Source organism: Alteraurantiacibacter lauratis (genome assembly GCF_037154155.1).
GTDB lineage: Bacteria > Pseudomonadota > Alphaproteobacteria > Sphingomonadales > Sphingomonadaceae > Alteraurantiacibacter > Alteraurantiacibacter lauratis.
In genome coordinates, this window is the sequence record NZ_JBANRN010000010.1 from 63,701 (window position 1) to 88,191 (window position 24,491).

The window sequence follows — 24,491 nt, forward strand, 5'->3', positions numbered from 1 at the left end:
TTGCGTGAGCGGGCGCAAGCCTCTAACTGGCGCGGATGCGTGTCGATTTCACCAAAATGCACGGTCTCGGCAATGATTTTGTCGTGCTGGACACGCGCGCGCAGCCCTTGCCCGGCCCCCTGTCGCGGCAGATTGCCGCGGCGCTGGCGCACCGGCACACCGGGATTGGCTGCGACCAGCTGATCGTGCTGGAGCCGAGCGACATCGCCGATTTTGCCATGCGCATCTTCAATGCCGACGGGGGCGAGGTGGAGGCCTGCGGCAACGCCACGCGCGCGGTGGGCCTGCTGGCCGGCGGCGCGGCCCGCATCGCCACGGCCGCCGGGATTCTGGAAACGCAGGCCAGCGCCGGCGGCATTTCGGTCGATATGGGCGAGCCGCGTTTTGACTGGGATGCCATTCCGCTTGCCTATGCGATGGATACGCTGTCCATGCCGGTGGGATGGGAAAACCTCGAAAATCCCGCGGCGGTCAATGTGGGCAATCCCCATGCCGTGTTCTTCGTGCCCGATTGCGACGCGGTCGATCTGGAACGTCTTGGCCCGCTGATCGAGCATGATCCGCTGTTCCCCGCCCGCGTGAATGTGAATGTCGCCACCGTGACCGATCGGCGCCATATTCGCCTGCGCGTGTGGGAACGCGGCGTGGGACTGACGCTGGCCTGCGGCACGGGGGCCTGCGCCACCGCGATTGCCGCGATGCGCCGCAAGCTGGTGGAGCGCGAGGTGGAGGTGGCTCTCCCCGGCGGCACGCTTACCATCTCTTGGGGCGCGGACAACCGCATCACCATGACAGGGCCTGCGACGACAAGTTTTCGCGGGTCGTTCGAATGGGCAGATTACGCGTGAGCGCGGCGGCGCTTGCATCACCCCGCGTCATTTCGCTGGGCTGCCGGCTCAACATCGCCGAGAGCGAGCGCATCCGCGACCTTTTGGGCGACAGCGGCGATGTCGTCGTCATCAACTCGTGCGCAGTGACGGCCGAAGCGGTGCGCCAGACGCGGCAGGCAATCCGCCGCGCCCGCCGCGAACGGCCCGATGCCCGCCTGCTCGTCACCGGCTGCGCCGCCGAGGTGGAGCGCGCGGGGCTTTCCGCCATGGCCGAGGTGGATGGGCTGATCCCCAATGCCGCCAAGCTGGATGCGCGCGCGTGGAATGTGCCCGAACGCGCTGCGCCTTTGCCCCCGGCGCGCACCCGCGCCTTCATCGCGGTGCAGAACGGCTGCGATCATGCCTGCACCTTCTGCGTGATCCCGCAGGGGCGCGGGGCCAGCCGTTCGCTGCCCGTCGCCGCCGTGCTGGCAGAGGTGGAGCGCCATCTGGATCAGGGCGCGGCCGAAGTTGTGCTGACCGGGGTTGACCTCACCAGTTGGGGGCACGATCTGCCCGGCGCCCCGCGTCTGGGCGCGCTGGTGCAGGCGGTGCTCGATGCCTTCCCCATGCTCACGCGGCTGCGCCTCTCCTCGGTGGACGGGGTAGAGATCGACCCGCTGCTGTTCGATCTCGTGGCCGGGGAGGAGCGGGTGATGCCGCATCTTCACCTCTCGCTCCAGCACGGGGCCGACCTGATCCTCAAGCGGATGAAGCGCCGCCATCTGCGCCGCGATGCGCTGGATCTGGTGGCACGGTTAAAGGCGCGGCGGCCCGGCATCGCCGTCGGCGCGGACCTGATTGCAGGCTTTCCGACCGAAACGCCGGCGCACCATGCCGATAATCGCGCCGTCATTGCCGATCTTGCCATCGCGCACGGCCATATCTTTCCCTATTCGCCGCGCCCCGGCACCCCGGCTTCGCGGATGCCGCAGATCGACAAGGCCACCATCCGCCAACGCGCCGCCGAATTGCGGGCCGATGTAGCGCGCGAACACACAGCCTTCCTGCAATCGCTTGTGGGAAGGCCATTGCACGTGCTTACAGAACGGGATGGCAGTGGCTATTCCCCCGAATTCGCGCGGGTGGCCCTGCCCGCCAACACCCCTGCCGGAATGATCATGACCATCACCCCCACAAGCGTTACCGAAGGATTGCTGCAATGAGCGGGCCTAGCTGGACCGAGCGGCTGTTTGGGGGGTTCCGCAAGACCTCGGAACGGCTGACCGAAAACCTCACCGCCGTTGTCGGCACCGCCAAGCTGGATGATGCCACGCTGGACGAGGTCGAAGACGCGCTGATCATGTCCGACCTCGGCCCGCGCGCCGCGCGCCGCATCCGCGACAAGCTGGCCGAGAAGCGCTTTGGCCTGACGCTGACCGAGCGCGAATTGAAGGAGGCGGTGGCCGAGGAAATCGCCGAAATCCTGCGGCCCGTGGCAAAGCCGCTGGAAATCACCGCTTTCCCCCGCCCGCAGGTGATCCTGGTGATCGGCGTCAATGGCAGCGGCAAGACCACCACCATCGCCAAGCTGGCGCATCTGTTTCAGGAGGATGATTACGGCGTGATGCTGGCCGCGGGCGACACTTTCCGCGCCGCCGCCATCGGCCAGCTCAAGGTATGGGCCGATCGCATCGGCGTGCCCATCGTCACCGGTCCCGAAGGGGGCGATCCGGCATCCATTGTGTTCGACGCAGTCAAGCTGGCGACCGATCGAGGGATCGATGCGCTGGTGGTGGACACCGCCGGACGCCTGCAAAACAAGCGCGAACTGATGGACGAGCTGGCGAAAATCCGCCGCGTGCTGGGCCGCCTCAATCCGGAGGCACCGCATGACGTGGTGCTGGTGCTCGATGCCACCAACGGGCAGAACGCACTGGCGCAGATCGACGTGTTCCGCGAAGTGGCGGGCGTGACCGGCCTGATCATGACCAAGCTCGACGGCACCGCGCGCGGCGGTGTGCTGGTGGCCGCGGCCGAACAATACGGCCTGCCCATCCACGCGATCGGCGTGGGCGAGAAGATCGACGATCTGCGGCCCTTCGACCCCGATCTGGTCGCCAAAGTTATCGCAGGAGTGGCGTGATGGCCCCGGACAGCACAGAGAAGAAGCCCGCCAAGTCCGCATCGGGCTGGATCAATGTCGCGGTCGATTACGGCCCGCTGCTGGTGTTCTTCCTGACCTACAAATATTTCTCGCCGGACGAGGCAGGCGACACGGCGGGGGAGATCCTTGCCGTGATCAATGGCACCGGCGCCTTCATCGTCGCCGCTCTGGTGGCGCTGGCGGTATCGCGTATCCGGCTGGGAAAAGTGTCGCCCATGCTGTGGCTGTCCACCGTGCTGATCGTCGGCTTTGGCGGGCTGACGATCTACTTCCATGACGAACGTTTCATCCAGTGGAAGCCGACGATCATCTATGCCGGCTTTGCGGTGATGCTGATCGGCGGATGGTTCAAGGGCAAGGCATTGCTCAAATATCTGCTGGAGGCCGCGTTTGACGGGCTTTCGGACGAGGGATGGCTGAAGCTGTCGATCAACTGGGGCGTGTTCTTTGTGGTGCTGGCGGTGATCAACACCGTTATGATCTACACCATCAGTTTCGAGGCGTGGCTGGCGGCCAAGCTGTGGCTGTTCATGCCGCTGTCCTTCCTGTTCACCTTCACCCAGATCCCCATGCTGCTCAAGCACGGACTGAAGCTGGGCGAGGAGGAGAAGGTGGCACAGAACCCGCCGCACGAATAGGCCGCACCAGACCGGCGGAAGCACCCCGCCACGCGGCCCCCTTGCCCCTTGCGCCCGCTTGCTTCACACTCGCCCCTGTTCAAGAGAACAAGGGGGATAAGGGGATGACTAAATTTTTCGGCAATCTGCACGCCGTGCTGGGCGTGGGTCTGGTCGCGGCGATCGCACTGATCGCGGGCTTTACCGGCTGGACGGGCGAAGGGGGCAAGGAAATCGCCAACGATGCGATGCGCTGGCTGCACACCTTCTTTGGCATTCTGTGGATCGGGCTGCTGTATTACCTGAACTTTGTGCAGGTGCCCACCATGCCCGCCATTCCGGCGGAGATGAAGAAGGCGATCACCGGCCATATCGCGCCCAAGGTGTTCTTCTTCTTCCGGTGGGCCGCGCTGCTGACCGTGCTGACCGGACTCGCGGTAGCGGGGCATAACGGCTATCTCGCCGCCGCGCTGTCGCTGTCGGGCACGGGGGGCGTGCTGCTGATCGGCATCGGAATGTGGCTGGCGCTGATCATGGCTTTCAATGTCTGGTTCATCATCTGGCCTGCGCAGAAGAAGATCCTGGGCATTGTCGAGGCGAGCGACGAGGAAAAGGCCAAGGCGGCGCCGCGCGCGCTGATCGCCAGCCGCACCAACGCGCTGCTCTCGCTGCCGATGCTGTATGCGATGGTCAGCGCCAATCTGGGCTGATCAATTGGACAGGAAAGTAGGGGGGCGCTCTGGCAAAGGCCGGCGCGCCCCGTTCCTTTGTGTTCGCTAGATCTCGACCTGGCTGCCCAGTTCCACCACGCGGTTGGTGGGCAGGCGGAAGAATTCCATCGGCGTTGCCGCATTGCGCATCATCCAGGCAAACAGGCGCTCGCGCCAGATCGCCATGCCCGGCCGTGCGGCAGACAACAGCGTCTGTCGGCTGAGGAAGAAGCTGGTCTGCATCATGTCGAACTTGCCGCCGCAGATTTCGACCTTCTTCAGCGCGGCGGGCACATCGGTTTCCTGCATGAAGCCGTAATGCAGGATCACGCGATAGAAGCCCTCGCCCAGATCGTGCGTCTCGATCCGGTTGGCCTCGTCGACATAAGGCACATCCTCGATCTGCACCGTCAGCACCACCACGCGTTCGTGCAGCACCTTGTTGTGCTTGATATTGTGGAGCAGCGCCGAAGGCGTGCCCGACGAGCCCGAATTCATGAAGATGGCGGTGCCGGGCACGCGCTTGGACGAATTGTGCGCGCTCTTGGCAAAGATATCGAGCGGCAGGCCGATTTCGGTCATCCTCTCGCGCATCAGCTTGCGGCCCTTGGCCCATGTGGTCAGCAGCGTGAACGCCACCGCGCCGATCAGCAGCGGGAACCAGCCGCCATCGGCCACCTTGGTCAGGTTGGCGGCGAAATAGGCGCCATCGACAATCAGGAACAGCAGCACCACCGGCAGCGCGATCCACATCTTCCACTTCCACACGCTGACGAACAGCACGCCCATCAGCAGCGTGTCGAGCGTAACCGCACCTGTCACCGCGATGCCATAGGCGGCGGCAAGGTTCGACGAGTTCTGGAAGGTCAGCACCAGCACGATGACCGAGATCATCAGCGCCCAGTTGATGATGGGGATATAGATCTGGCCCGAATGTTCGCCGCTGGTATGGCGGATCGACAGGCGCGGGATGAAGCCGAGCTGGATCGCTTGATGGGTGATCGAGAACGCGCCCGAAATCACCGCCTGGCTGGCGATGAAGGTGGCCGCGGTGGCGAGGAACACCAGCGCCAGACGCAGGCTTTCGGGTGCCAGGAAGAAGAACGGGTTGTGGATCGCCACTTCGGCATCGGCATCGGGCAGGCCCATGATCATCGCGCCCTGCCCGAAATAGTTGATCAGCAGGCAGGGCATGACAAACCCGAACCACGAAAACCGCATCGGCCCGCGCCCGAAATGGCCCATGTCGGAATACAGCGCCTCTGACCCGGTCACCGCCAGCACCACGCTGCCCAGCGCGAGGAAGGCAAACCACTTGTCGGTGAGGAAGAAGTTCACCGCATACCAGGGGTTGAGGGCATAGAAAATCTGGGGCGTGTGGAAGATCTGCGTCGCACCCAGCACGGCAAGCGTGCAGAAATAGACCAGCATCACCGGGGCAAACAGATTACCCACCTTGGATGTGCCGCGTTTCTGGATAACGAACAGGCCCACCAGCAGGCCCAGCGCGATGGGGATGACGAGCGGACGAAGCCCTTCATTCACCACAGCGAGCCCTTCCACGGCCGACAGCACCGAAATCGCGGGCGTTATCATGCTGTCGCCATAGAACAACGCGGTCGCAAACACGCCCAGCAGCACGATCAGCCAGCTATGCCGCGACTTGCCGACATGGCGCGACAGCAGCGCGACCAGCGCCAGGCTGCCACCCTGCCCCTTGTTGTCGGCCTGCATCAGGATCGCGACATACTGGATCGAGACGACCAGCGTCATCGACCAGAAAATCAGGCTGACAACGCCCAGAATGTGCAGATCGTCGATCGGCAGGTGATGCGCGCCGCGGAAGGTTTCACGAAAGGCGTAAAGCGGGCTGGTGCCGATATCGCCAAAGACGACGCCGATGGCACCGAACGCCAGTTTCGCCTTGGCCGAAAGCGGCTTGTGGCCGGTTGCTGGTGCACTCATCGGGATTTACGCCCCTTGTCCCGCCTTCGCCCCGCCGGAGGCACTATAGCCGGGCGGGAAAGCGCGGCCTCTAGCAGCGCGCCGAAGTCGCCGCAATACGCCGACTCGGCCCGCCTATTCGCCCTGATCGGCCGCAGTTCCGGGCGAAGGCGGCAGCGCGCCCGCCTGCGCCAGCATCGTTTCCAGCCGCGCCACGCGTTCCGCCATGAAGCCTTGCGCGGGCGTGCCCTCCTCGCCCATCCGTTCCAGCGCGCCGCGCCAGATCTGATAGGCTTCCACCATCCGCCCCTGCCGGATCAGCGACAGGCCGAGGAAATAGGACGGTGCCGGATTGTCCGGCGCAATCGCACTTGCTTGCCGGTAAGCGAATAGCGAGGGCTGCGTCAACGCGCCGTCGGCCTGCTCGACCAGCGCATTGCCCAGCGCCAGCCACGCTTCGAAATCCTGCGCGTTTTCCCTGATCGCAATGTCGGCAAAGCCCACCGCATCGGTGAACTGCCCCCGCTGCGCAAAGGCATCGGAGGTGACGATGGCATTGCTGCGCGATTTCAGACTTTCACCCACCAGCAGCACGCGCGCATCGCGCATCTGCCACTCGTCGGTATAGCTGGTCGCCATGTTGGCGCGCGGCGCTCCGGGCAAGCCGGGGCTGGCCTGAAGCGTATATCCCGCAAGGCCGAACAGCAATGCAGCGGCCAGGCTGGTCCATGTGACGCGCGGCAGGCGGAAGGCCGAGACTGCCACGCCAAAGGATACCAGCGCCAGCACAATCACCATGATCCAGCTCATTGCGGCGTGCTCCCCGTATCATCGCCGCCCTTTGCCCGGCCCAGCCGCCCGCGCAATACGAAAACGACCAGCGCCAGCATCAGCAGCGGCAGGGCGAAAAGCGGCCAGGTGCTCGCGCCCAGCTTTGGTTCGTAACTCACATAATCGCCGTAGCGCTCCACCATCCACGCACGGATCTGTTCGGGGCTTTCGCCCGCCGCGATGCGCGTGCGCACCTGGTGACGCATATCGCCCGCCATTGGCGCATCGCTGTCGGCGATCGACTGGCTCTGGCATTTGAGACAGCGCAGCGTGTGCATCAGCGCGGTGGCTTGCGCTTCCTGCTCCGGATCGTCGAGCTGCTGATAGGCATAGGGCGCGGGCGGCAGGCTGTCCTGCGCCAGCGTGGGCGATGCCGCGAGCATGGCCAGCGCCAAGATGATTCCGGTGCTCCTCACGCCCCCGCCTCGCGCAGCTTGGCGAGGATATTCGGCACGTGTTCGGCCCGGATATCACCGATATGCTGATACACGATCACGCCCTTGCCATCGACCACGAAGGTTTCGGGCACTCCCGATGAGCCGAGCGACAACTGCACTTCGCTGATGTCGTCCGCGCCGATCCGGGTGAAGGGATTGCCATAGACCGCCAGAAACGCGGCCACATCCTCCGGCCGGTCGCGGATGGCAATGCCGACGATTTCCGCGCCCTGTTCGCGCAAGGCTTCCAGTTGCGGCGCTTCGGCCCGGCAGGGCAGGCACCAGCTGGCGAAGATATTGACAAGGCGCGGCTTGCCATCGGCCAGATCGGCACTCGAAAGCCCCGGTTGCCCCTCCACCGCCGGACGCAGATCAAAAGGCGGAATGGGTTTGCCCACCATCGCGCTCGCCACGAACTCATCCTTGGGCTGGCGCAGCTGATAGGCGAACAGGCCAAAGGCGAGCGCGGTGACGCCCACCAGCACCCACAGGAATATGCGCAGCCGCCTCATGCCGTCGTCCCCCGCTCCACCTGATCGGCGCGGCGTGCGGCAATCTTGCGCATCGCCACGCGGCGGCGAATATCGACCCACAGCCGCCCCAGCAGCGCCAGCGCGCCGCCGAGAGCGATCAGCAAGCCGCCATACCAGATCCAGGTCACGAACGGCTTCCACCACAGGCGCACCTGCCAGCGGCCATCCTCCGCCTGATTGCCCAGCGCGGCGTAAAGCTGCCCGTTCCAGCGCGTGACAAGCGCGACTTCGCTCGTCTCCGTAGGCGGCGACCAGAAGACGCGCGCCTGCGGATGCGTCATGGTGACGCGGCCCTGACCTTGGCGCACGGTGAGCGATGCCTCGATCGCCTGCCAGTTGGGGCCGGATACGGGCAGCACGCTTTCCAGCCGCGCGGTCCACGGGCCCACCTCGATCACATCGCCGACATTGGCAGCAACCAGCCGCTCCTGCTGGAAGGCGGTATCGGCCGCCATGCCGAACAGCGCCACCGCCACACCCAGATGCGCCATCACCATGCCCCACATGGCGAGCGGCACGCGGGCGAGCTTGCGCCCCTTGAGCGGCAGCACGCTGGCAACCGCCACCACCGCGGCAAGAGAAAGCCCCAGCAACGGCAGAATGCCGATATCGGTCGCCAGCCACACGCCGACAAGCACGCCCGCGCCGATGCCCGACAGGATCAGCACCGGGAGCCGGATGCGCGCGAAACTGTCCCGCCGCCAGTTGAGCAGCGGCCCCACCGCCAGCACCAGCAGCATGGGCAGGAAGAAGATCGCGGAGACCGGGTTGAAATAGGGCGGGCCGACCGACACGCGCACATCGAACGCCTCGGTCAGCAAGGGATACAGCGTGCCCAGAAGGACAATCCCCAAAATGGCGGACAGCGCGACATTGTTCACCACCAGCGCGCCTTCGCGGCTGAGCAGGGCAAAGCGCTCACCCTCCGCCACAGTCCCGGCGCGCAGGGCGAACAGCACCAGCGCCCCGCCGATATAGATCGCCAGTAGCGCCAGGATGAAGGTGCCCCTCTCCGGATCGACGGCGAAGGCGTGCACGCTGGTCAGAATACCCGATCGCACCAGGAATGTGCCCACCATGCTCATCGAAAAAGCCACCACGCCCAGCAGCACCGTCCAGGCGCGCAGCGCGTCGCGCGCGGCGAGAACGCTGGCCGAATGGAGCAGCGCGGTCGCCGCCAGCCACGGCATCAGCGCGGCGTTTTCCACCGGATCCCAGAACCACCAACCGCCCCAGCCCAGCTCGTAATAGGCCCAATAGGAACCGGCGGTAATGCCAATCGTCAGCAGCACCCACGCACCCAGAATCCACGGCCGCATCACGCGCGCAAATTCGGGCGTCACCTGCCGCGTCAGCAGCGCGCCGACGACAAAGCTGAACGCCACCGACAGGCCAACATAGCCGAAATAGAGCGTGGGCGGATGGAAGGCGAGGCCGATATCCTGCAACAGCGGGTTGAGGCCGCTTCCCTGTGCAGGCGCGGGGCTCAGCCGCTCAAACGGGTTCGACGACAGCAGCAGGAAGGCGTAAAAGCCAAGTGCGACAAAGGCCTGCGCGCCCAGCGTTGCCAGCATGGTGCGTTCGGGCAAGCGCTTCTCCACCGCCGCGATCAGCCCGCCCGCCAGCGCCATCACCGTGACCCACAGCAGCATCGAACCTTCGTGATTGCCGAAAGCGCCCGACAGCTTGAAGATCATCGGCTTATCGGAATGCGAATTGGTGGCGACCAGCTTCACCGACAAATCGGTGACCGCAAACAGATACAGCAGGACAAGGAAGGATAGGCCGCAAAGCAGCGCCTGCACCAGCGCGGCCGGACGGGCGAGCACGCCCACCGCCTCGTGCCCCGGACGCAGCGCCAAAAACCCGGCCAGCAATTGCAGGCCCGCCAGCGCAGCGGCCAGCCACAGCGCGGCAAGGCCGAGTTCGGCCATCATTGCAGCGTCGCCTCGATCTGCGCGCGCACATCGTCGGTGCTCATGCCTTCCAGCTCGCGCGGCATGTAATTTTCATCATGCTTGGCAAGCAGGTTGTCGGCAACGAAGACCCCGTCCGCGCCCATGCGCCCTTCCGCGACAACGCCCGACCCTTCGACGAACAGCGCCGGGGCTATCCCGGCAAAGGTCACGGGCACACGCGCGGTGCCATCGCTCACCACGAAGGTGATCGTCACGCCATCGGCCGCCGTCTGGATCGAACCGGTTTCCACCATGCCGCCCAGCCGCACCCCGCGATCGGGATCGGGCGCCTTGGCCACGATTTCGCTGGGCAGGTAGAAATAGCTCGCCTGGCTGCGCAGCGCCCACGCCGCGAGCAGGCCTGCGCCGACGAGCGCGACCAGCGCGATGACCAGCAGCACCAGCCGCTGGTGTTTGGGCTTTACCGACAGGCTCATTTCCCGCGCGTCTCCTCTCGCCGCTTCTCCGCGCGGCGCATCGCGATCCAGCTCCACACCACCATGATCAGCGTGGCCGCAATGCCCACGGCAAAGGCAGCATCGACAAAGGCCATCATATCGGGCGTTTCACGCATGGCCATCATAGCCCTTCTGCCACTTGCATCGCCTTGCGCCTGAGGCGCGCCTCGGCCTGCATGTCGGCCAATATGGTGCGCATCCGCGCCAGCACCACCCCGCCGAACAGCAGCGAGAAACCCGCCACCGCCACCAGCAGCGGCCACAGATAAACCGGATCGATCGCGGAATTGCCCATGGTGATGCTGGGCGGCTGGTGCAGCGAATTCCACCACACCACGCTGCGGTTGATGATGGGAATGTTGATCGCGCCGACAAGGCCGAAAATCGCGGCGATGCGGCTGCTCGCCCCTTCCCGCGCCAGCGCTCCGGACAACGCGATATAGCCGAAATAGAGGAACAGCAGCACCAGCATCGAGGTAAGCCGCCCGTCCCACACCCACCAGGTGCCCCAGGTGGGCCGTCCCCAGATCGAGCCGGTCGCAAGGCAGACAAAGGTGAACACCGCGCCCGGCACGGCAGCGGCACGCGCAGCGATGGCGGCCAGCGGATGCCGCCACACAAGTTCCACAAGACTGGCAATCGCAATCGTCGTCCACCCGCCCATGCCCAGCCACGCGGTGGCCACATGGAGCGGCAGGATCTTGACCGAATCGCCCATCAGCCGGTCGGGCGGCATATTGAAATAGGAATGGATGAGCGAACCGGCGACCAGCACCAGCCCCGCCAGCAGCATCAGCGGGGTGAGCCAGCGGGCAAGCCTCAGGAAACGGGCGGGATTGGCAAAGCCATGCATGGTTACAAAGGGTGGCCTGATGCCGAAAGTCTGCTCGCGAAATTGCGTTTGTCCCTTTGGCAGGTGCAGCGCCCAACCTCAAGCAGAACCGGTGTGAGGAGGCGGCCTGGGCCGCGCATTTTCGCGGGTTTTGGGCCGCTGTGTCGCGCTCAGCCCCTTTGTGTCTCAGCCGCGCCCGATCAGGATTTGCGCCATCCGGTCAGCCACCAGATCGGCGCCCAGCCCGGTCGCCTCGCTTTCCTGCCAGATGGCACGCAGCCGATCCGGAATGGCCGCGATCATCCGCTCGACCTCGGCCAGATCGCCCGACTCACCCTTTTGCCGCGCCAGATACTCGACGCTGACATTGATGATGCCGCCTGCGTTGATGACGTAATCGGGCGCATAGAGGATGCCGCGTTTCGCCAGCGCCACGCCATCTTCCGGCCGGGCGAGCTGGTTGTTCGCCCCGCCTGCCACGATCGCGCAATCGAGCATTTCCACGCCCTGCGCATCAAGCACGGCGCCCAGCGCATTGGGGCTGAAGACATCGCACGGCACCGCCATGACCTGCCGCGCATCCACGACCTGCGCGCCCAGTTCAGCGGCCAGCCGGTTGGCGCGCAAGGGATCGATATCCGCCAGCGTCAGCCGCGCGCCCTCTGCCGCCAGCAAACGGGCAAGACCACCGCCCACGCTGCCACAGCCCTGCAGCGCCACATGGACGCCGGCCAGACTGTCACGACCCAGCCGATGTTCCACCGCCGCCTTCAGACCCAGAAAGATGCCGCGCGCAGTAAACGGGCCGGGATCGCCGCCCGCAACGCCGGGTCCGACGGGAAGGCCACTGACATGGCCAGTGCGCCGGGCGATGGCGACCATGTCCGCCTCGCTCGCCCCCACATCCTCTGCGGTGACATAGCGGCCACCCAGCGCCTCGATCGCATCACCCAGCGCCGCCAGCATGGCCGGCGTGCGGCTGCGTTCGGCGTCGAGCAGCACCACGCCCTTGCCCCCGCCCATCGGCAGGCCCGCCATCGCGTTCTTGTAACTCATCCCGCGCGACAGCCGCAGCGCATCGGTCATCGCATCGGCCGGATCGGCGTAATGCCAGAATCGCACCCCGCCTGCACCGGGGCCGAGATGGGTGGAATGCACCGCGATAATCGCGGTGAGGCCCGATGCGCGGTCGTGCACCAGTTCGACGCGCTCGTGCTCATCCCAATCGGCGCTGGCCCAGAAAGCTGTCATGTCAGATGAAACTGCCGGTTTGCGCGAATCACGCGCGAAAAATCAGGGGGAGATGGGGCGACCAACGGGGTTCGAACCCGTGACCTCCGGTACCACAAACCGGCGCTCTAACCAGCTGAGCTATGATCGCCATATCCCAGCACGCATACCAGGATGCGCGGCTGATAAGCCGCTTTGGCACAAGGTCAAGCCCCTGCCGTGCGGGCGGCTGCCTGTTGCACAAGCCGCCCGCCTTGCAAAGCGAAAAGTGCGAACAAACCCGCCCGCCCTGCCGGAATCTTTCGCGCTTGCCTGCGTGGCCGCGCGGCGTATCAATCGGGCCATGCATTCCGTTCCGCCGAATCCGGGCGAGACATCCGCCGCCTTCCTGCTTGCCCGGCCGGGTGTCCGCCGCGTGCCGACTGACCGGCTGGAACTGTTCGACTGCCCCGGATTCCTGCCGCCTGCGCTGTGCGCCGACCTTGTCGCGTTGATCGAGCAGGAGCGCCGCCCCTCCACCCTGGCCGACAGCAACGGCGATTACGCCTTCCGCACCAGCGAAACCTGCGACCTTTCGCCCGATGCACCTGCGGTGAAAGCGCTGGAGGAACGGCTCGTTGCACTCAACGGCATCGATCCCGCTTACGGCGAGCCCGTGCAGGGCCAGCGTTACGCCGTGGGGCAGGAGTTCAAGGCGCATACCGATTATTTCGAGCCCGACTTCCCCGATTTCGCGCGCTTCTGCTCTGTCGCGGGCAACCGCACCTGGACGTTCATGATCTATCTGAACGAAGTGGACGCCGGCGGCGCCACCCGCTTCAAGGTGATCGGGAAGACCTTCCAGCCCGAAACGGGCAAGCTGGTATGCTGGAACAACAAGCGGCCCGACGGACGGCTCAACCCCAACACGCTGCACCACGGGATGAAGGTGCGCGCCGGGGTCAAATATGTCATCACCAAATGGTACCGCGAACGCCCCTGGGGCTGGGAGTAAACGCATGACAACACGGAGCGGCGGATGCCATTGCGGCGCGGTGCGTTACCGGGCCGAAGTGCCCGAACCCTTGCGTGCGGGTCGCTGCAACTGCTCGATCTGCGCGATGAAGGGCGTGGCGATGGTGCATATCGCGCAAAGCGATCTGGCGATCGAACAGGGGCGCGATGCGCTGGCCTGTTACCAGTTCAACACCCGCGTGGCCGAACACTGGTTCTGCCGCCAGTGCGGCATCCATGTCTATCACCGGCCGCGCTCTGACCCCACGATCTACACGCTCAACGCCGCCACGCTCGACGGAGTGCGCGTATACGAGGATTTTCCCGAAATCCGGGTGAATGACGGGGTGCACCACATGAAGGACCACGGCGGCAAAGCGCGGTTGGCCGGAACGCTGCGGTTCGAGCAGGCGCCAGAGGAACCGGCCGCGGAATAGGGCAGATACGAAAAGGGCGGCCCCGCGAAGAGCCGCCCACTTGGTGATTTCGCAGAAAGAAGGCTTACTTCTTCTTGAGGCTGAGCCCGCCGAAACGCTTGTTGAACTGCGCAACGCGGCCGCCCTGATCGACCTGACGCTGACCGCCGGTCCATGCCGGGTGGCTGGTGGGATCGATTTCCAGCGTCATCACATCGCCTTCCTTGCCCCAGGTGGAACGGGTACGGAATTCGGTGCCGTCGGTCATCTTGACGGTGATGAAGTGGTAATCGGGGTGAGTATCGGCCTTCATGGCGTGTATCCTTGTGCGCGCTGCCGGTTCCGACCGGCTTGCATGGGGTAAATCGGTAAGCGGCGGCCCATAACGGCGGCCCCTCGCAAGATCAAGAGCAAACGGCCAGACAGGCCGTGGGCGCGTGCGGGTCAGGCGGCGGGGGCGTCGGCGATCATGGCGGTGAACTGCACCTCGCAGGTCACCTTGCCATCCACGCTGGCTTTGCCCCAGAACTTGCACACGCGGCTGCGCTGCTGGAGGAAGCCCGCCTTCAGTTCAAGCAGCACGCCCGGTTCGACGGGAGCACGGAACTTCGCCTCCTCGATCGCCATGAAATAGACGAGCTTGCCAGAGCCGGCGAGATCGAGCGTTTCCACCGCCAGAATCCCCGCGGCCTGCGCCAGCGCCTCGATCTGAAGCACGCCTGGCATGATCGGGCGGCCGGGGAAATGGCCCTGAAAAAAGCCCTCGTTGAAGGTCACCGCCTTGATCGCGGTGATTTCCTCGCCCTTCTTCAATTCCGCCACCCTGTCGACCAGCAGCATCGGATAGCGATGCGGCAAGGCCTTAAGGATGCGCGGAATGTCGAAAGGTGCGTCAGCTTCGCTCATCGCCATTTGCCCCGATCAACTGCCGATCCCGCGAATAATCAGCGGCCTTCCACAGCCGGCTGGGCGGCTGCATTGCCAGCCGCCGCCTGCTGCTGCGCGCGGGCCATGGCAAAGACCTGCTGCACCTGCTGATACAGGTTCACCACTGCCTCGTTCGGCTGGAAACCCGCGGGGGGCGTGATGGTGACCGAAGGCACGCGGGCATTCAGCGCAGTGGCGACGAGAGCGGTCACGTCCATGCCATCAGCAGCGTAGACGATGGCTTCGGGCGACAGCATCACCTGAATCCCACGATCCGCGATGACCTGCTGCACGGCGGCGGCATATTGCTGGGCCACCTGACTGACCACATAGAGGCGGGCAAGCTGGATCGGCGCCTGCGCCGTGCTGATCTGTTGATCGATCGTGTTGATCTGCACCACGGTGGGGTTGGTTTCGGTGAGCGCGGCCTGTTCGGCCTCGTCAATCTGGCCATTCCGGTTGGTGTCCAGCGTCTGGAGCAATTGCACCCGCTGCTGGCTCAACTGCTCGATCTGCTGGATCTGCGCGGCATAGGTGGTGCCGACCTGCTGAAAGCCGGTCTGCAGCGCTGTCGAGCTGGCAACAGCCACGGCGGGCTCGGTCACGGCCATGCCGTTGACCTGTGCCGCGGCAGGCGCGGAAAGAGCGGCAACAGGAAGAACGGCAGCGACAAGCGCCGCCTTGAAGGACATCTTGGACATCAGAATGCGGTTCCTACGTTGAAAGACAGGGTCTTGGTTTCATCGCCAACCTGCTTGAGGATGGCGTAGGCAAGGTCGATGCGGAACGGACCGAAGGGCGAGTTCCAGTTGATGCCGGCGCCCACCGAAAGGCGCGGGCTGGGGCTGTTGCCGTAATATTCTTCGACGAAGGGCGGCAGCTGCAACCCGATAGGCGTATTGTTGGCACTGGTCAGGCAGGCCGGCGGATTGGGGTTGACCGGATTGGTGACCTGCGAAACCGCGGTGGGCACGCAATTGCCTGCCGCGTTGACGGTCGCAGCATCGATCTGCGTGAACAACGGCAGGCCGGCCGAATTGCGCTGCGGCACAAACAGGCCATCGGGCGGCGGGCTGATGGTCAGTTGCGGGCTGCGAATGCCGAAGACCGAGCCGATATCGGCGAACAGCGAGGGACGGATACCCATTTCGCGCGCGCCGGTTCCCAGCGGGATTTCCAGTTCGGCCCGGCCGAAATAATAATACCGGCCGCCCAGCGAATCGTCCTGGTTGTTGCGATCGCCCAGCGGACGCAGCACGCGGTTGCCCTCGTCATCGAAGATGTAGAAGCGGCGCACCACGCGCGGGCCGATGCCGCGAATGTCGAACCCGCGGATATCCGGTTCGCCCAGGAAAAAGCGGTCGGTCAGACGCACCTGATCGCCCAGCCCCGTGATCGCCCCCGCTTCGCCCCGCAGCGAGAAAATGAAATTGCTGCCAAGGTTGAAGAATTGCGCCGCGTTCAGGCGGCCGCGGATGTAACGGGTATCACCGCCAAGTCCCGCGAAATCAACCGTGAGGCTGAGCAGATTGCCATTGGTGGGGCGCAAACGCGAATTGAGCGTATCGCGCACCAGCGAGACGCCCAGGATCGAGTTGACCCGGTTGCCGATGGCGTCGCACAGATAACGGCCGGCCAGCAAGGGTTCGCACTGGCGCGTGCCATCGCCGTCGAAATCCGCGAAGAACTGGTTTTCGTCGATCGTGACATTTTCGAAGTTGAGCGTGTAGCGGCCGATCAGCGAGGTGTATTCGGTAAGCGGGATACCGGCCCGCAGCGCAATGCCCGTGGTGCTCTGCTCGTAGGTTGCGTTGCGGCGGTTGAAATAGCCGTTGTTGTAATCCTGCCGGTAAATGTCGATCCCGGCCGAGATATTGCGGTCGAACAGGTAAGGTTCGGCAAAGCTGACCGAGCCCGAACGCGAATAGCGCGAATAGTTCAGTGACAGACCCACCGATTGCCCGCGGCCGCGGAAATTGTTCTGCCGGATCGATCCCTGGAAAATGAAGCTTTCAAGACTGGAGAAGCCTGCCGAGAGCGTCAGTTCCCCGGTGGGCGTTTCCTGCACATTGGCCTGCAGCACCACACGGTCGGGCGTGCTGCCTTCGACCTGCTCGACTTCGAAGTTTTCCTGGAAATAGCCCAGCGAATTGATGCGCGCGGTCGATCGGGAAACCTGCAGCGAGCTGAAGGCATCGCCTTCCACCAGGCGGAATTCGCGGCGGATCACCTTGTCCTGCGTGATCGTGTTGCCGTTGATGTCGATCGATTCGATATAGACGCGCGGCGCATCGGTCAGGGTGAAGCGCACATCCATCGTGCGGTTTTCGCGGTTGGGGGTGAAGGTCGGCCGCACCTGCGCAAAGGCGTAACCGAACGCGCCGGCAGTTTCGGTCAGCAGTTCGATCGTGTTGTCGACCAGTTCGGCGTTGTACCAGTCGCCTTCCTTAATCCGCAGCGACTGGGTCAGGCGGTCGCTGTCGAAATCGCGCAGCTGGCTGACCACATCGACCGTGCCGAAACGGTAGCGTTCGCCTTCTTCCAGCACATAGGTGATGATGAAATCGCGCTTGTCGGGCGTCAGTTCCGCCACCGCCGAAACGACACGGAAATCGGCATAGCCCTGCGTCAGGTAGAACTGGCGCAGCTTCTGCTGGTCGTATTGCAGCCGGTCGGGGTCATAACTGGTGTTCGAGCTGAAGATCTTCAGCAGACCCGATTCCTTGGTGACCATTTCGCTTTTCAGATCGCCATCGGAAAAGGCGTTATTGCCGATGATGTTGATCTGGCGCACCTTGGACTTGGGGCCTTCGTTGATTTCGAAGATCACGTCCACGCGGTTCTGGTCGAGCATCACCATCTGCGGTTCGACCACCGCGGCATAGCGGCCCTGCCGCTTGTACAGCTCGATAATGCGGGCGACATCGGCGCGCACGCGGCTGCGGGTGAAGATCTGGCGCGGGGCGAGCTGGATTTCCTCGCGCAGCTTGTCGTCCTTGATGCGACGGTTGCCTTCGAGCAGCACGCGGTTGATGATCGGGTTTTCAACCACCGTGATCACCACGTTGCCGGCATTGTTGGTGACCGAAAAGTCCGAGAACAGTTCGGTCGCCGCAAGGTCGATCAGCGCCTGGTCCGCGCGGGCGGGGGTATAAACCTGACCGGGGCGCAATTGGATGTAGGACAGGATCGTTTCCGGCTCCAGCCTCTGCGCACCCGACACCGCAATGCTGCGGATCACATCGCCCTGCTCGGCCGGTGCGGCGACGCTCGCCGCTTCGGCTGCGGGGGCAGCATCCTGCGCCACGGCCACAGCAGGCAGACCGGCCAGCATGGTGCAGCCCATCAGGGCCGCGGCAAAGTGCGAGGCTGTCGTGCTGTGTGCGCTTGAAATCTTCATGCGTTCATTCCCTGCGGCCTTTGCGCCTTTACCCGTCAGTGTGGCTGTGCGGTTCCATCCCGAAACCATCCGCCCGTGCCGGAACATTCCGGCCGAAAAGCTGCAACCACATTGGTGAGAGGCGCCCCTTGCCCGATACAGCCAGCTTCATCAAGCGATCAGGCAGGGTTTCGTGTCGCCAGAGCCATCCTTTTCCCCGCCTAGCTGCCGAAGATCGGCAAAGAGGCAATGTCCACGATCGTGACGAACAGCATCAGGCCAAGCACAAGTGCCATCCCGGTGCGGAACGCCCATTCCTGACTGCGCGGGCTGGCAGGCTTCCGGCGGATCGCCTCAGCCGCGTAGAATGCCAGGTGCCCACCGTCGAGAACCGGAATTGGCAGCAGGTTGATGAATGCCAAATTAAGCGAGATGAAGGCGACAAATTCGACAAAGGCCAGCGGCCCCAGGCTCAATTGCTCGCCCGAAAACTTGGCGATCTTGATCGGCCCGCCCAGCTCCTCCACCGAGCGTTCGCCCATGATGATCTGGCTGATGCCCGTCACCATCATTTTCAGCGCATTCCAGCTGCGATCCAGCGCAAAATCCAAGGCGGAAATCGGCCCTGCGGTCTGGAATTCGCCCGCATTGGAATAGACGCCGATAATGCCAAGGCGCGAGGTGTTGCCAAACCGGTCGGTCATCTCCACGCTGTCCACCTTCACCGGAACGGTCGCCTGCACACCTGCGCGTTCGTAAGTCAGCGTGATGGTGCGCCCCGGATAAGGCAGCACGAAGGCGCGCACCTGCTCGAAATCGGTAACGCGCTCGCCATTCACCGCGACGATTCGGTCACCTGCTTCCAGCCCCGCGGCATAGGCAGGCGAATTGTCGGCAAAATCCGCGATGACCGGCGGCACAACGGGGCGGCCATAGACCATGGCGAACCCGGCGAAGATGATGACCGCGATCAGCAGATTGGTCACCGGCCCGGCCGCCACGATCAGCGATTTCTGCCATAGCGGCTTGGCCTGAAAGCATTGTTCCTGCTCATGCTTGGGAAGTGCCAGAAATTCGGGGCTGGGCTGGCTCGCGGGGCTCATATCCCCGGCAAACTGGACATATCCGCCCAGCGGCAGGGCCGAGAGACGCCAGCGTGTGCCGCGCTTGTCGGTAAAGCCCGCCAGTTCCTTGCCGAAACCGACCGAAAACACATTGGCCTTCACGCCGAACCAGCGGCCGACCAGATAATGTCCCAGTTCGTGCAGGGTGACGAGCGGCCCCAGCACCAGCAGGAAGCCGGCAACCATCATCCACAGGGGCACCGATTCGAACGCTTGCGACATGGTATCAGGCAGGCTCCATCAATCGGGACGCAAGCTGGCGTGCCTCGGCGTCCACCGCAAGCACTTCGGCAAGACTGGTGGGCGCTGGCGGCATTCCGGCATCGAGTGTTCTGGCGACAATTGCCGAAATTTTCGTGAATGTGATCTGACCGGCGAGGAACGCGGCCACCGCCACCTCGTTCGCGGCGTTCAGCACGGCAGGCGCTGCACCTCCCGCCTCTGCCGCCGCGCGGGCCAGCCTTGTCGCGGGAAAGCGCTCCTCGTCCGGCTCGAAAAAGCTCAGAGTGCCGATGGCGGGCAGGTCGAGCGGCTTGCACGCCGTATCCATCCGCGCGGGCCAGGCGAGGCACGAGGCAATCGGCACGCGCATATCGCTGGGGCCAAGCTGCGCCAGCGTCGATCCGTCGCGGTATTCGACCATCGAATGGATCACACTTTGCGGGTGGACCACGATCCGCAGGCGATCAAGGCCAACGGGGAAAAGGTGCCACGCCTCGATCAGTTCCAGCCCCTTGTTGAACATGGTGGCGGAATCGATGGTGATCTTGGCGCCCATGTCCCAGTTGGGATGCTTCAGCGCCTGCTCGCGCGTAGCCTTGGCGAGTTGCTCGTGGCTCCATTCGCGGAAGGGGCCGCCGCTGGCCGTCAGCGTGATCCAGCGCACATCCTCGATGGCATTGCCTTGGAGGCACTGGAAAATCGCGTTGTGCTCGCTGTCGGTGGGCAGCAGAGTGGCCCCGTGGCGTGTGACCGCATCCATCAGGATGTCGCCTGCGCTGACAAGCGCCTCCTTGTTGGCGAGCGCGATTGTGCCGCCCTGCTCCACCGCCGCCATGACCGGGGCAAGCCCCGCGCAGCCGACAATGGCGGCAACGGTGACATCCGCGCCGCTGGCGGCTGCTTCGCACAGCGCCTCTGCCCCGCCCATGGCCTTGATCGCGGTGCCGGACAGGGCCTCGCGCAGATCAGGCAGGCAGCTTTCGTCCCCCACCACCGCCATGTCTGCACCGAATTCGATGGCCAGTGCGGCCAGTTCCTTCGCGCTGCAATTGGCGGTGAGTGCGTTTACGCGCCATTTGTCGCGTTCAGCCCGGATCAGGTCGAGCGTGGAGGTGCCGATGGAGCCGGTGGCCCCCAGAATCGTCAGCGAACGGGTCATGGATGGCCGCGATACCACAGTTCCGCCGCCACGATAGCCACCGGCAGCAGGCCATCCACCCGATCAAACACGCCGCCATGCCCCGGAATAAGGCGCGAGGAATCCTTGACCCCGGCCTTGCGCTTCAGCCAGCTTTCGAGAAAATCGCCCGCCTGCGCCAGCACCGCCAGCAGCGCGCCCAGGGCAAAGGCCACCCCGGTCATCACGCGCAGTTCGCCAAGGGCGCGCGCACCGACATTGGAATAGAACAGCGCAACCGTAACCAAGGCTGCCGCCAGCATCCCGCCGCCCAGCCCTGCCCATGTTTTGGATGGGCTTATTTTCGGTGCGATCTTTGGCCCGCCAATGCTGCGGCCGCTGGCATAGGCGCCCACATCGGTCGCGATGACCAGCGCCAGAATACCCACGATCATCTCGCGCTCCAGCATGATGAGCGCACGGGTCGCAAGCGCGACATAGAGCGCGCCCGCCGCGATGCCGGCAATGCGCCAGAGAAGCGATGGCGTTGCCTTCACCACCAGCCGGGCGAGTTCAGCGAAACAGGTGAGCGCGACAAGCGCAACCAGCGTGTCGAACCACCACCCGCCCAGCCACAGCGCCCCGCCCGCCACGGCCAGCATGACCGCTGCGGAGGCCACTCGAAGGGGCAGGTCGGAGACCTTAGCGCCCGCCATAGCGCCGCTCCCGCTTGGCAAATTCTGCGCAGGCCTCGCGCAAATGCTCCTCACCAAAGTCCGGCCACAGCACATCCATGAACAGCATTTCGGCATAGGCCGCCTGCCACAGCAGGAAATTGCTCAGCCGCACCTCGCCGCTGGTGCGGATCAGCAGGTCGAGCGGGGGCAGGTCGGCGGTGTCGAGATGCGCCGCGATGCTTTCCTGCGTGATCGCGCCCGCTTCTGCGGCCTTCGCCGCCGCACGAGCAATTTCCTGCTGCGACCCGTAATTCAGCGCCACCGCCAGCGTGCGCGTGCCGCCCGCTGTTTTTGCCAGCGCGTGCTCCAGCTTGGCGACGATATCGGGCGCAAATCCGCGCCAATCGCCAATCAGCTTCAGCTTCACGCCCTGCGCCACCATGTCATCGAGGTTCGCCTCGATAAAGCGGCGCATCAGCTTCATCAGGTCGGATATCTCCTCCTCGTCACGCTTCCAGTTTTCGGAGCTGAACGCGTAGAGCGTGAGGCATTCAATCCCCAGCACCTTGCACGCCTTCACCGCGCGGCGCACCGCCTCCCCCCCCTCGCGGTGGCCGATGGCGCGCGGCAGATGGCGTTTGGCAGCCCATCGGCCATTGCCGTCCATGATGATGGCGACATGGCGGGGGATGGCGGCGACAGCCGTCATAACTGCATGGTTTCCGGGATATCCCGCCCCTTCACTGGGTCAGGATTTCCTTCTCCTTCGCGGCGGCGGCGGCATCCACCTCGGCCACGAATTTGTCGGTCATCTTCTGGACTTCTTCCTCCAGACGCTTGCGCTCGTCTTCGGAAATGTCCTTCTTCTTCTCGTCTTCCTTCAACGCCTCGTTCGCGTCGCGGCGGACATTGCGGATCGCGATCTTGGCGCCTTCGGCATATTTGCCCGCCAGTTTGGCCAGTTCCTTGCGGCGTTCCTGCGTAAGGTCAGGCAACGGCAGGCGAAGCGTCTGCCCGTCGATAATCGGGTTGAGGCCCAGATTGGCGTGGGCAATCCCCTTTTCCACCGCGATCACATTCGCCCGGTCCCACACCTGCACGCTCAGCATCCGTGGTTCGGGCGCGGACACGGTTGCCACCTGATTGAGCGGCATCATCGCGCCGTAAACCTCGACCACTACCGGATCGAGCAGCGCGGTATTGGCGCGGCCCGTGCGCAGGCCCGACAGATCGCTTTTCAGGCTTTCCACCGCGCCGGCCATGCGGCGCTCGACATCGGCCTTGTCATATTTCGGCATCGCTCAACCTTCCTTCTGTACCAGTGTCTGCACGCCCTCGCCCGCCAGCACGCGCGCCAGATTGCCCTTTTCGCGGATCGAGAAGACCACGATGGGAATGGCGTTATCGCGGCACAGCGCCACGGCGCTTGCATCCATAACTTTCAGATTGTCTGCCAGCACCCGGTCGTAACTGACTGTTTCGAAACGGATGGCAGAGGTGTTCTTCTTGGGGTCGCTGTCATAGACACCATCGACGCTGGTGCCCTTGAACAGCGCGTCGCACTTCATTTCCGCCGCGCGCAAGGCGGCGCCGCTATCGGTGGTGAAATAGGGCGCGCCCACACCTGCGGCAAAGATCACCACGCGGCCCTTTTCCAGATGCCGCTCCGCCCGGCGGCGGATGACGGGTTCGCATACCGCGTCCATCTGGATCGCGCTTTGCACGCGGGTCTGCACGCCCAATTGCTCCAGCGCGTTTTGCATGGCCAGCGCGTTCATCACCGTGGCGAGCATGCCCATGTAATCGGCCTGCGCGCGGTCCATGCCCTGCGCCGCGCCCGCCATGCCGCGAAAGATATTGCCGCCGCCGATGACAAGGCAGATCTGCAGACCGGTTTCCTTGGCCGCTTTCACCTCTGCCGCCAGCGCCGCGACCACCGCCGGGTCGATGCCGAACTGCTGGTCGCCCATCAGAACCTCGCCCGACAGCTTGAGCAGGATACGTTTGGTGTTGGGCAACAGCATGGGGACGGCAAATCCTGTCAGGGCGATTTCGTGATGCGCCCTTATAGTCAGCGGGCCTGCCCTGCCAAGGGGCCGCAAAGGAATACACCAAAGGAAAACCCCCGCTCTGCCAGGGCAAAGCGGGGGTGCGTATCCGGTCGGGAAGTGGGCGAAAGATCAGCCCTTGACCGCAGCAGCCACTTCAGCGGCGAAGTCGGTCACTTCCTTCTCGATGCCTTCGCCAAGCTGGAAGCGGACATAGTCCTTCAGCACGATCGGGGTGCCAGCAGCCTTGCCTGCCTGCGCCACGACCTCGGCGATGGGGGTCTTGTTGTCCATCACGAACACCTGGCTGAGCAGGGCATTTTCCTTGGCATATTTTGCCACGGCGCCTTCAACCATCTTGGCCTGCACTTCGGCGGGCTTGCCGGTTTCGGCGGCCTTTTCGGCGGCGATCTTGCGCTCGCGCGCGATCACGTCGGGATCAAGGCCTTCGGCATTCAGCGCCTGCGGGAAAGCAGCGGCGATATGCATCGCAAGCTGCTTGCCCAGCGGTTCGAGCACGTCGGCGCCCGCTTCGGATTCGAGCGCGACCAGCACGCCAATCTTGCCGAGGTTCGGCGCAGCGGCGTTGTGCATGTAAGGCACGACAAGGCCTTTGGACACGGTCACGGTCTTGACCCGGCGCACCTGCTGGTTTTCGCCGATGGTGGCGACATTGTTGGTCAGCTTGTCGGCCACGGTGCCCCCATCGGGATAGGCAGCGGCCTTCAGCGCGTCGACATCGTCAGAGGAAAGGCCCAGCGCGACCTCGGTCGTCTTGCGCACGAAATCCTGGAACTGGTCATTCTTGGCGACGAAGTCGGTTTCCGAATTGACTTCCACGGCCACGCCCTTGGTTCCGGTAACGGCAATGCCCACCAGACCTTCGGCGGCGGTGCGGCTCGACTTCTTCTGCACGGCGGCCAGACCCTTGGCGCGCAGCGCGTCCACGGCGGCTTCGATATCGCCATTGGTTTCTTCCAGCGCCTTCTTGGCATCCATCATGCCGGCACCGGTCATTTCGCGAAGCTTCTTCACGTCAGCGGCGGTAAAAGCCATCTTTGT

27 protein-coding genes and 1 tRNA gene are annotated in these 24,491 nt (G+C 64.3%); 7 read left to right on the forward strand and 21 right to left on the reverse strand.

Annotated features, from left to right (window positions below; all coding sequences use genetic code 11):
* Nucleotides 1–35 precede the first annotated feature (35 nt).
* From dapF to WFP39_RS10305, 5 genes are all read left to right on the forward strand, one after another.
* Nucleotides 36–848, forward strand: a complete 813-nt coding sequence (gene dapF, locus WFP39_RS10285; protein WP_336919463.1) for a diaminopimelate epimerase — start codon at nt 36–38, stop codon at nt 846–848.
* Nucleotides 830–2,035, forward strand: a complete 1,206-nt coding sequence (locus WFP39_RS10290) for a MiaB/RimO family radical SAM methylthiotransferase (RefSeq protein WP_336919464.1) — start codon at nt 830–832, stop codon at nt 2,033–2,035. The genes dapF and WFP39_RS10290 overlap by 19 nt, the downstream gene beginning before the upstream one ends.
* The gene (gene ftsY / locus WFP39_RS10295; RefSeq protein WP_336919465.1) at nt 2,032–2,955 is read left to right on the forward strand and encodes a signal recognition particle-docking protein FtsY; all 924 of its coding nucleotides are present in this window, start codon (nt 2,032–2,034) and stop codon (nt 2,953–2,955) included. The genes WFP39_RS10290 and ftsY overlap by 4 nt, the downstream gene beginning before the upstream one ends.
* Nucleotides 2,955–3,614, forward strand: a complete 660-nt coding sequence (locus tag WFP39_RS10300) for an inner membrane-spanning protein YciB (RefSeq protein ID WP_336919467.1) — start codon at nt 2,955–2,957, stop codon at nt 3,612–3,614. Before ftsY ends, WFP39_RS10300 begins: the two co-directional genes overlap by 1 nt.
* 104 nt (nt 3,615–3,718) lie before the next feature.
* Nucleotides 3,719–4,303 carry a urate hydroxylase PuuD gene (locus tag WFP39_RS10305; protein WP_336919468.1) on the forward strand — a complete coding sequence of 195 codons (585 nt, stop codon included), beginning with the start codon at nt 3,719–3,721 and terminating at the stop codon, nt 4,301–4,303.
* Nucleotides 4,304–4,369: 66 nt separating this feature from the next.
* Here the strand turns inward: WFP39_RS10305 and WFP39_RS10310 are convergent, their stop codons facing one another.
* The 10 genes from WFP39_RS10310 to WFP39_RS10355 form a co-directional block, all read right to left on the reverse strand.
* The gene (locus WFP39_RS10310; RefSeq protein WP_336919469.1) at nt 4,370–6,268 is read right to left on the reverse strand and encodes a potassium transporter Kup; all 1,899 of its coding nucleotides are present in this window, start codon (nt 6,266–6,268) and stop codon (nt 4,370–4,372) included.
* A gap of 114 nt (nt 6,269–6,382) precedes the next feature.
* On the reverse strand, nt 6,383–7,057 hold the full coding sequence (locus WFP39_RS10315; RefSeq protein WP_336919470.1) for a tetratricopeptide repeat protein: 675 nt from the start codon (nt 7,055–7,057) through the stop codon (nt 6,383–6,385).
* Nucleotides 7,054–7,461: a cytochrome c-type biogenesis protein gene (locus tag WFP39_RS10320; protein ID WP_336919543.1), complete on the reverse strand. Its 408-nt coding sequence runs from the start codon at nt 7,459–7,461 to the stop codon at nt 7,054–7,056. Before WFP39_RS10320 ends, WFP39_RS10315 begins: the two co-directional genes overlap by 4 nt.
* A 29-nt stretch (nt 7,462–7,490) precedes the next feature.
* A complete protein-coding gene (locus WFP39_RS10325; protein WP_336919471.1) occupies nt 7,491–8,027 on the reverse strand; it encodes a DsbE family thiol:disulfide interchange protein in 537 nt (178 codons plus the stop codon).
* Nucleotides 8,024–9,985, reverse strand: a complete 1,962-nt coding sequence (locus WFP39_RS10330; protein ID WP_336919472.1) for a heme lyase CcmF/NrfE family subunit — start codon at nt 9,983–9,985, stop codon at nt 8,024–8,026. The genes WFP39_RS10325 and WFP39_RS10330 overlap by 4 nt, the downstream gene beginning before the upstream one ends.
* Nucleotides 9,982–10,443 carry a cytochrome c maturation protein CcmE gene (ccmE, locus tag WFP39_RS10335; RefSeq protein ID WP_336919474.1) on the reverse strand — a complete coding sequence of 154 codons (462 nt, stop codon included), beginning with the start codon at nt 10,441–10,443 and terminating at the stop codon, nt 9,982–9,984. The genes WFP39_RS10330 and ccmE overlap by 4 nt, the downstream gene beginning before the upstream one ends.
* Nucleotides 10,440–10,589: a hypothetical protein gene (locus tag WFP39_RS10340; protein WP_336919475.1), complete on the reverse strand. Its 150-nt coding sequence runs from the start codon at nt 10,587–10,589 to the stop codon at nt 10,440–10,442. The genes ccmE and WFP39_RS10340 overlap by 4 nt, the downstream gene beginning before the upstream one ends.
* Nucleotides 10,586–11,317, reverse strand: a complete 732-nt coding sequence (ccmC, locus tag WFP39_RS10345) for a heme ABC transporter permease CcmC (protein WP_336919476.1) — start codon at nt 11,315–11,317, stop codon at nt 10,586–10,588. Before ccmC ends, WFP39_RS10340 begins: the two co-directional genes overlap by 4 nt.
* A 165-nt stretch (nt 11,318–11,482) precedes the next feature.
* A complete protein-coding gene (locus tag WFP39_RS10350; protein ID WP_336919477.1) occupies nt 11,483–12,547 on the reverse strand; it encodes a Glu/Leu/Phe/Val family dehydrogenase in 1,065 nt (354 codons plus the stop codon).
* Nucleotides 12,548–12,600: 53 nt separating this feature from the next.
* Nucleotides 12,601–12,677, reverse strand: a tRNA-His gene (locus tag WFP39_RS10355).
* A gap of 192 nt (nt 12,678–12,869) precedes the next feature.
* Here WFP39_RS10355 and WFP39_RS10360 point away from each other — a divergent pair.
* Nucleotides 12,870–13,520, forward strand: coding sequence for a prolyl hydroxylase family protein (locus WFP39_RS10360; RefSeq protein ID WP_336919479.1), 651 nt, complete (start codon nt 12,870–12,872; stop codon nt 13,518–13,520).
* A 4-nt stretch (nt 13,521–13,524) separates the two neighbouring features.
* The gene (locus WFP39_RS10365) at nt 13,525–13,956 is read left to right on the forward strand and encodes a GFA family protein (RefSeq protein WP_336919480.1); all 432 of its coding nucleotides are present in this window, start codon (nt 13,525–13,527) and stop codon (nt 13,954–13,956) included.
* Nucleotides 13,957–14,020: 64 nt separating this feature from the next.
* Here WFP39_RS10365 and rpmE read toward each other — a convergent pair whose 3' ends face one another.
* From rpmE to tsf, 11 genes are all read right to left on the reverse strand, one after another.
* A complete protein-coding gene (gene rpmE, locus WFP39_RS10370) occupies nt 14,021–14,248 on the reverse strand; it encodes a 50S ribosomal protein L31 (protein ID WP_336919481.1) in 228 nt (75 codons plus the stop codon).
* Nucleotides 14,249–14,379: 131 nt separating this feature from the next.
* On the reverse strand, nt 14,380–14,841 hold the full coding sequence (gene fabZ / locus WFP39_RS10375; protein WP_336919482.1) for a 3-hydroxyacyl-ACP dehydratase FabZ: 462 nt from the start codon (nt 14,839–14,841) through the stop codon (nt 14,380–14,382).
* Nucleotides 14,842–14,879: 38 nt separating this feature from the next.
* Nucleotides 14,880–15,563 (reverse strand): OmpH family outer membrane protein, encoded by a 684-nt coding sequence (locus WFP39_RS10380; protein ID WP_336919483.1) that lies wholly within the window; start codon nt 15,561–15,563, stop codon nt 14,880–14,882.
* Nucleotides 15,563–18,262 carry an outer membrane protein assembly factor BamA gene (gene bamA / locus WFP39_RS10385; RefSeq protein WP_336919484.1) on the reverse strand — a complete coding sequence of 900 codons (2,700 nt, stop codon included), beginning with the start codon at nt 18,260–18,262 and terminating at the stop codon, nt 15,563–15,565. The genes WFP39_RS10380 and bamA overlap by 1 nt, the downstream gene beginning before the upstream one ends.
* A 200-nt stretch (nt 18,263–18,462) precedes the next feature.
* Nucleotides 18,463–19,587, reverse strand: a complete 1,125-nt coding sequence (gene rseP / locus WFP39_RS10390) for an RIP metalloprotease RseP (protein ID WP_336919485.1) — start codon at nt 19,585–19,587, stop codon at nt 18,463–18,465.
* Between the two features lie 4 nt (nt 19,588–19,591).
* The gene (locus WFP39_RS10395) at nt 19,592–20,746 is read right to left on the reverse strand and encodes a 1-deoxy-D-xylulose-5-phosphate reductoisomerase (RefSeq protein ID WP_336919486.1); all 1,155 of its coding nucleotides are present in this window, start codon (nt 20,744–20,746) and stop codon (nt 19,592–19,594) included.
* The gene (locus WFP39_RS10400; protein WP_336919487.1) at nt 20,743–21,420 is read right to left on the reverse strand and encodes a phosphatidate cytidylyltransferase; all 678 of its coding nucleotides are present in this window, start codon (nt 21,418–21,420) and stop codon (nt 20,743–20,745) included. The genes WFP39_RS10395 and WFP39_RS10400 overlap by 4 nt, the downstream gene beginning before the upstream one ends.
* Entirely contained in the window at nt 21,407–22,090 is a 684-nt protein-coding gene (uppS, locus tag WFP39_RS10405; RefSeq protein ID WP_336919488.1) for a polyprenyl diphosphate synthase, read from the reverse strand. Before uppS ends, WFP39_RS10400 begins: the two co-directional genes overlap by 14 nt.
* Nucleotides 22,091–22,121: 31 nt before the next feature.
* Complete coding sequence (gene frr, locus WFP39_RS10410; RefSeq protein WP_336919489.1) at nt 22,122–22,679, reverse strand: ribosome recycling factor; 558 nt, start codon at nt 22,677–22,679, stop codon at nt 22,122–22,124.
* 3 nt (nt 22,680–22,682) lie between these two features.
* Entirely contained in the window at nt 22,683–23,405 is a 723-nt protein-coding gene (pyrH, locus tag WFP39_RS10415) for a UMP kinase (protein WP_336919490.1), read from the reverse strand.
* Between the two features lie 156 nt (nt 23,406–23,561).
* Nucleotides 23,562–24,485, reverse strand: a complete 924-nt coding sequence (tsf, locus tag WFP39_RS10420) for a translation elongation factor Ts (protein WP_336919491.1) — start codon at nt 24,483–24,485, stop codon at nt 23,562–23,564.
* Nucleotides 24,486–24,491: the final 6 nt, after the last annotated feature.

Excerpts from the sequence above, each read along its gene's own strand:
- tsf (WP_336919491.1), bottom strand. The coding sequence starts at position 24,485 with ATGGCTTTTACCGCCGCTGACGTGAAGAAGCTTCGCGAAATGACCGGT.
- WFP39_RS10350 (WP_336919477.1), bottom strand. The coding sequence starts at position 12,547 with ATGACAGCTTTCTGGGCCAGCGCCGATTGGGATGAGCACGAGCGCGTC.
- uppS (WP_336919488.1), bottom strand. The coding sequence starts at position 22,090 with ATGACGGCTGTCGCCGCCATCCCCCGCCATGTCGCCATCATCATGGAC.
- WFP39_RS10400 (WP_336919487.1), bottom strand. The coding sequence starts at position 21,420 with ATGGCGGGCGCTAAGGTCTCCGACCTGCCCCTTCGAGTGGCCTCCGCA.
- WFP39_RS10340 (WP_336919475.1), bottom strand. The coding sequence starts at position 10,589 with ATGATGGCCATGCGTGAAACGCCCGATATGATGGCCTTTGTCGATGCT.
- WFP39_RS10395 (WP_336919486.1), bottom strand. The coding sequence starts at position 20,746 with ATGACCCGTTCGCTGACGATTCTGGGGGCCACCGGCTCCATCGGCACC.
- ftsY (WP_336919465.1), top strand. The coding sequence starts at position 2,032 with ATGAGCGGGCCTAGCTGGACCGAGCGGCTGTTTGGGGGGTTCCGCAAG.
- WFP39_RS10300 (WP_336919467.1), top strand. The coding sequence starts at position 2,955 with ATGGCCCCGGACAGCACAGAGAAGAAGCCCGCCAAGTCCGCATCGGGC.
- ccmC (WP_336919476.1), bottom strand. The coding sequence starts at position 11,317 with ATGCATGGCTTTGCCAATCCCGCCCGTTTCCTGAGGCTTGCCCGCTGG.
- dapF (WP_336919463.1), top strand. The coding sequence starts at position 36 with ATGCGTGTCGATTTCACCAAAATGCACGGTCTCGGCAATGATTTTGTC.
- rseP (WP_336919485.1), bottom strand. The coding sequence starts at position 19,587 with ATGTCGCAAGCGTTCGAATCGGTGCCCCTGTGGATGATGGTTGCCGGC.
- WFP39_RS10320 (WP_336919543.1), bottom strand. The coding sequence starts at position 7,461 with ATGCTCGCGGCATCGCCCACGCTGGCGCAGGACAGCCTGCCGCCCGCG.
- WFP39_RS10310 (WP_336919469.1), bottom strand. The coding sequence starts at position 6,268 with ATGAGTGCACCAGCAACCGGCCACAAGCCGCTTTCGGCCAAGGCGAAA.
- WFP39_RS10330 (WP_336919472.1), bottom strand. The coding sequence starts at position 9,985 with ATGATGGCCGAACTCGGCCTTGCCGCGCTGTGGCTGGCCGCTGCGCTG.
- frr (WP_336919489.1), bottom strand. The coding sequence starts at position 22,679 with ATGCCGAAATATGACAAGGCCGATGTCGAGCGCCGCATGGCCGGCGCG.
- fabZ (WP_336919482.1), bottom strand. The coding sequence starts at position 14,841 with ATGAGCGAAGCTGACGCACCTTTCGACATTCCGCGCATCCTTAAGGCC.
- rpmE (WP_336919481.1), bottom strand. The coding sequence starts at position 14,248 with ATGAAGGCCGATACTCACCCCGATTACCACTTCATCACCGTCAAGATG.
- WFP39_RS10325 (WP_336919471.1), bottom strand. The coding sequence starts at position 8,027 with ATGAGGCGGCTGCGCATATTCCTGTGGGTGCTGGTGGGCGTCACCGCG.
- pyrH (WP_336919490.1), bottom strand. The coding sequence starts at position 23,405 with ATGCTGTTGCCCAACACCAAACGTATCCTGCTCAAGCTGTCGGGCGAG.
- WFP39_RS10315 (WP_336919470.1), bottom strand. The coding sequence starts at position 7,057 with ATGAGCTGGATCATGGTGATTGTGCTGGCGCTGGTATCCTTTGGCGTG.
- WFP39_RS10290 (WP_336919464.1), top strand. The coding sequence starts at position 830 with ATGGGCAGATTACGCGTGAGCGCGGCGGCGCTTGCATCACCCCGCGTC.
- WFP39_RS10380 (WP_336919483.1), bottom strand. The coding sequence starts at position 15,563 with ATGTCCAAGATGTCCTTCAAGGCGGCGCTTGTCGCTGCCGTTCTTCCT.
- WFP39_RS10305 (WP_336919468.1), top strand. The coding sequence starts at position 3,719 with ATGACTAAATTTTTCGGCAATCTGCACGCCGTGCTGGGCGTGGGTCTG.
- WFP39_RS10360 (WP_336919479.1), top strand. The coding sequence starts at position 12,870 with ATGCATTCCGTTCCGCCGAATCCGGGCGAGACATCCGCCGCCTTCCTG.
- ccmE (WP_336919474.1), bottom strand. The coding sequence starts at position 10,443 with ATGAGCCTGTCGGTAAAGCCCAAACACCAGCGGCTGGTGCTGCTGGTC.
- bamA (WP_336919484.1), bottom strand. The coding sequence starts at position 18,262 with ATGAAGATTTCAAGCGCACACAGCACGACAGCCTCGCACTTTGCCGCG.
- WFP39_RS10365 (WP_336919480.1), top strand. The coding sequence starts at position 13,525 with ATGACAACACGGAGCGGCGGATGCCATTGCGGCGCGGTGCGTTACCGG.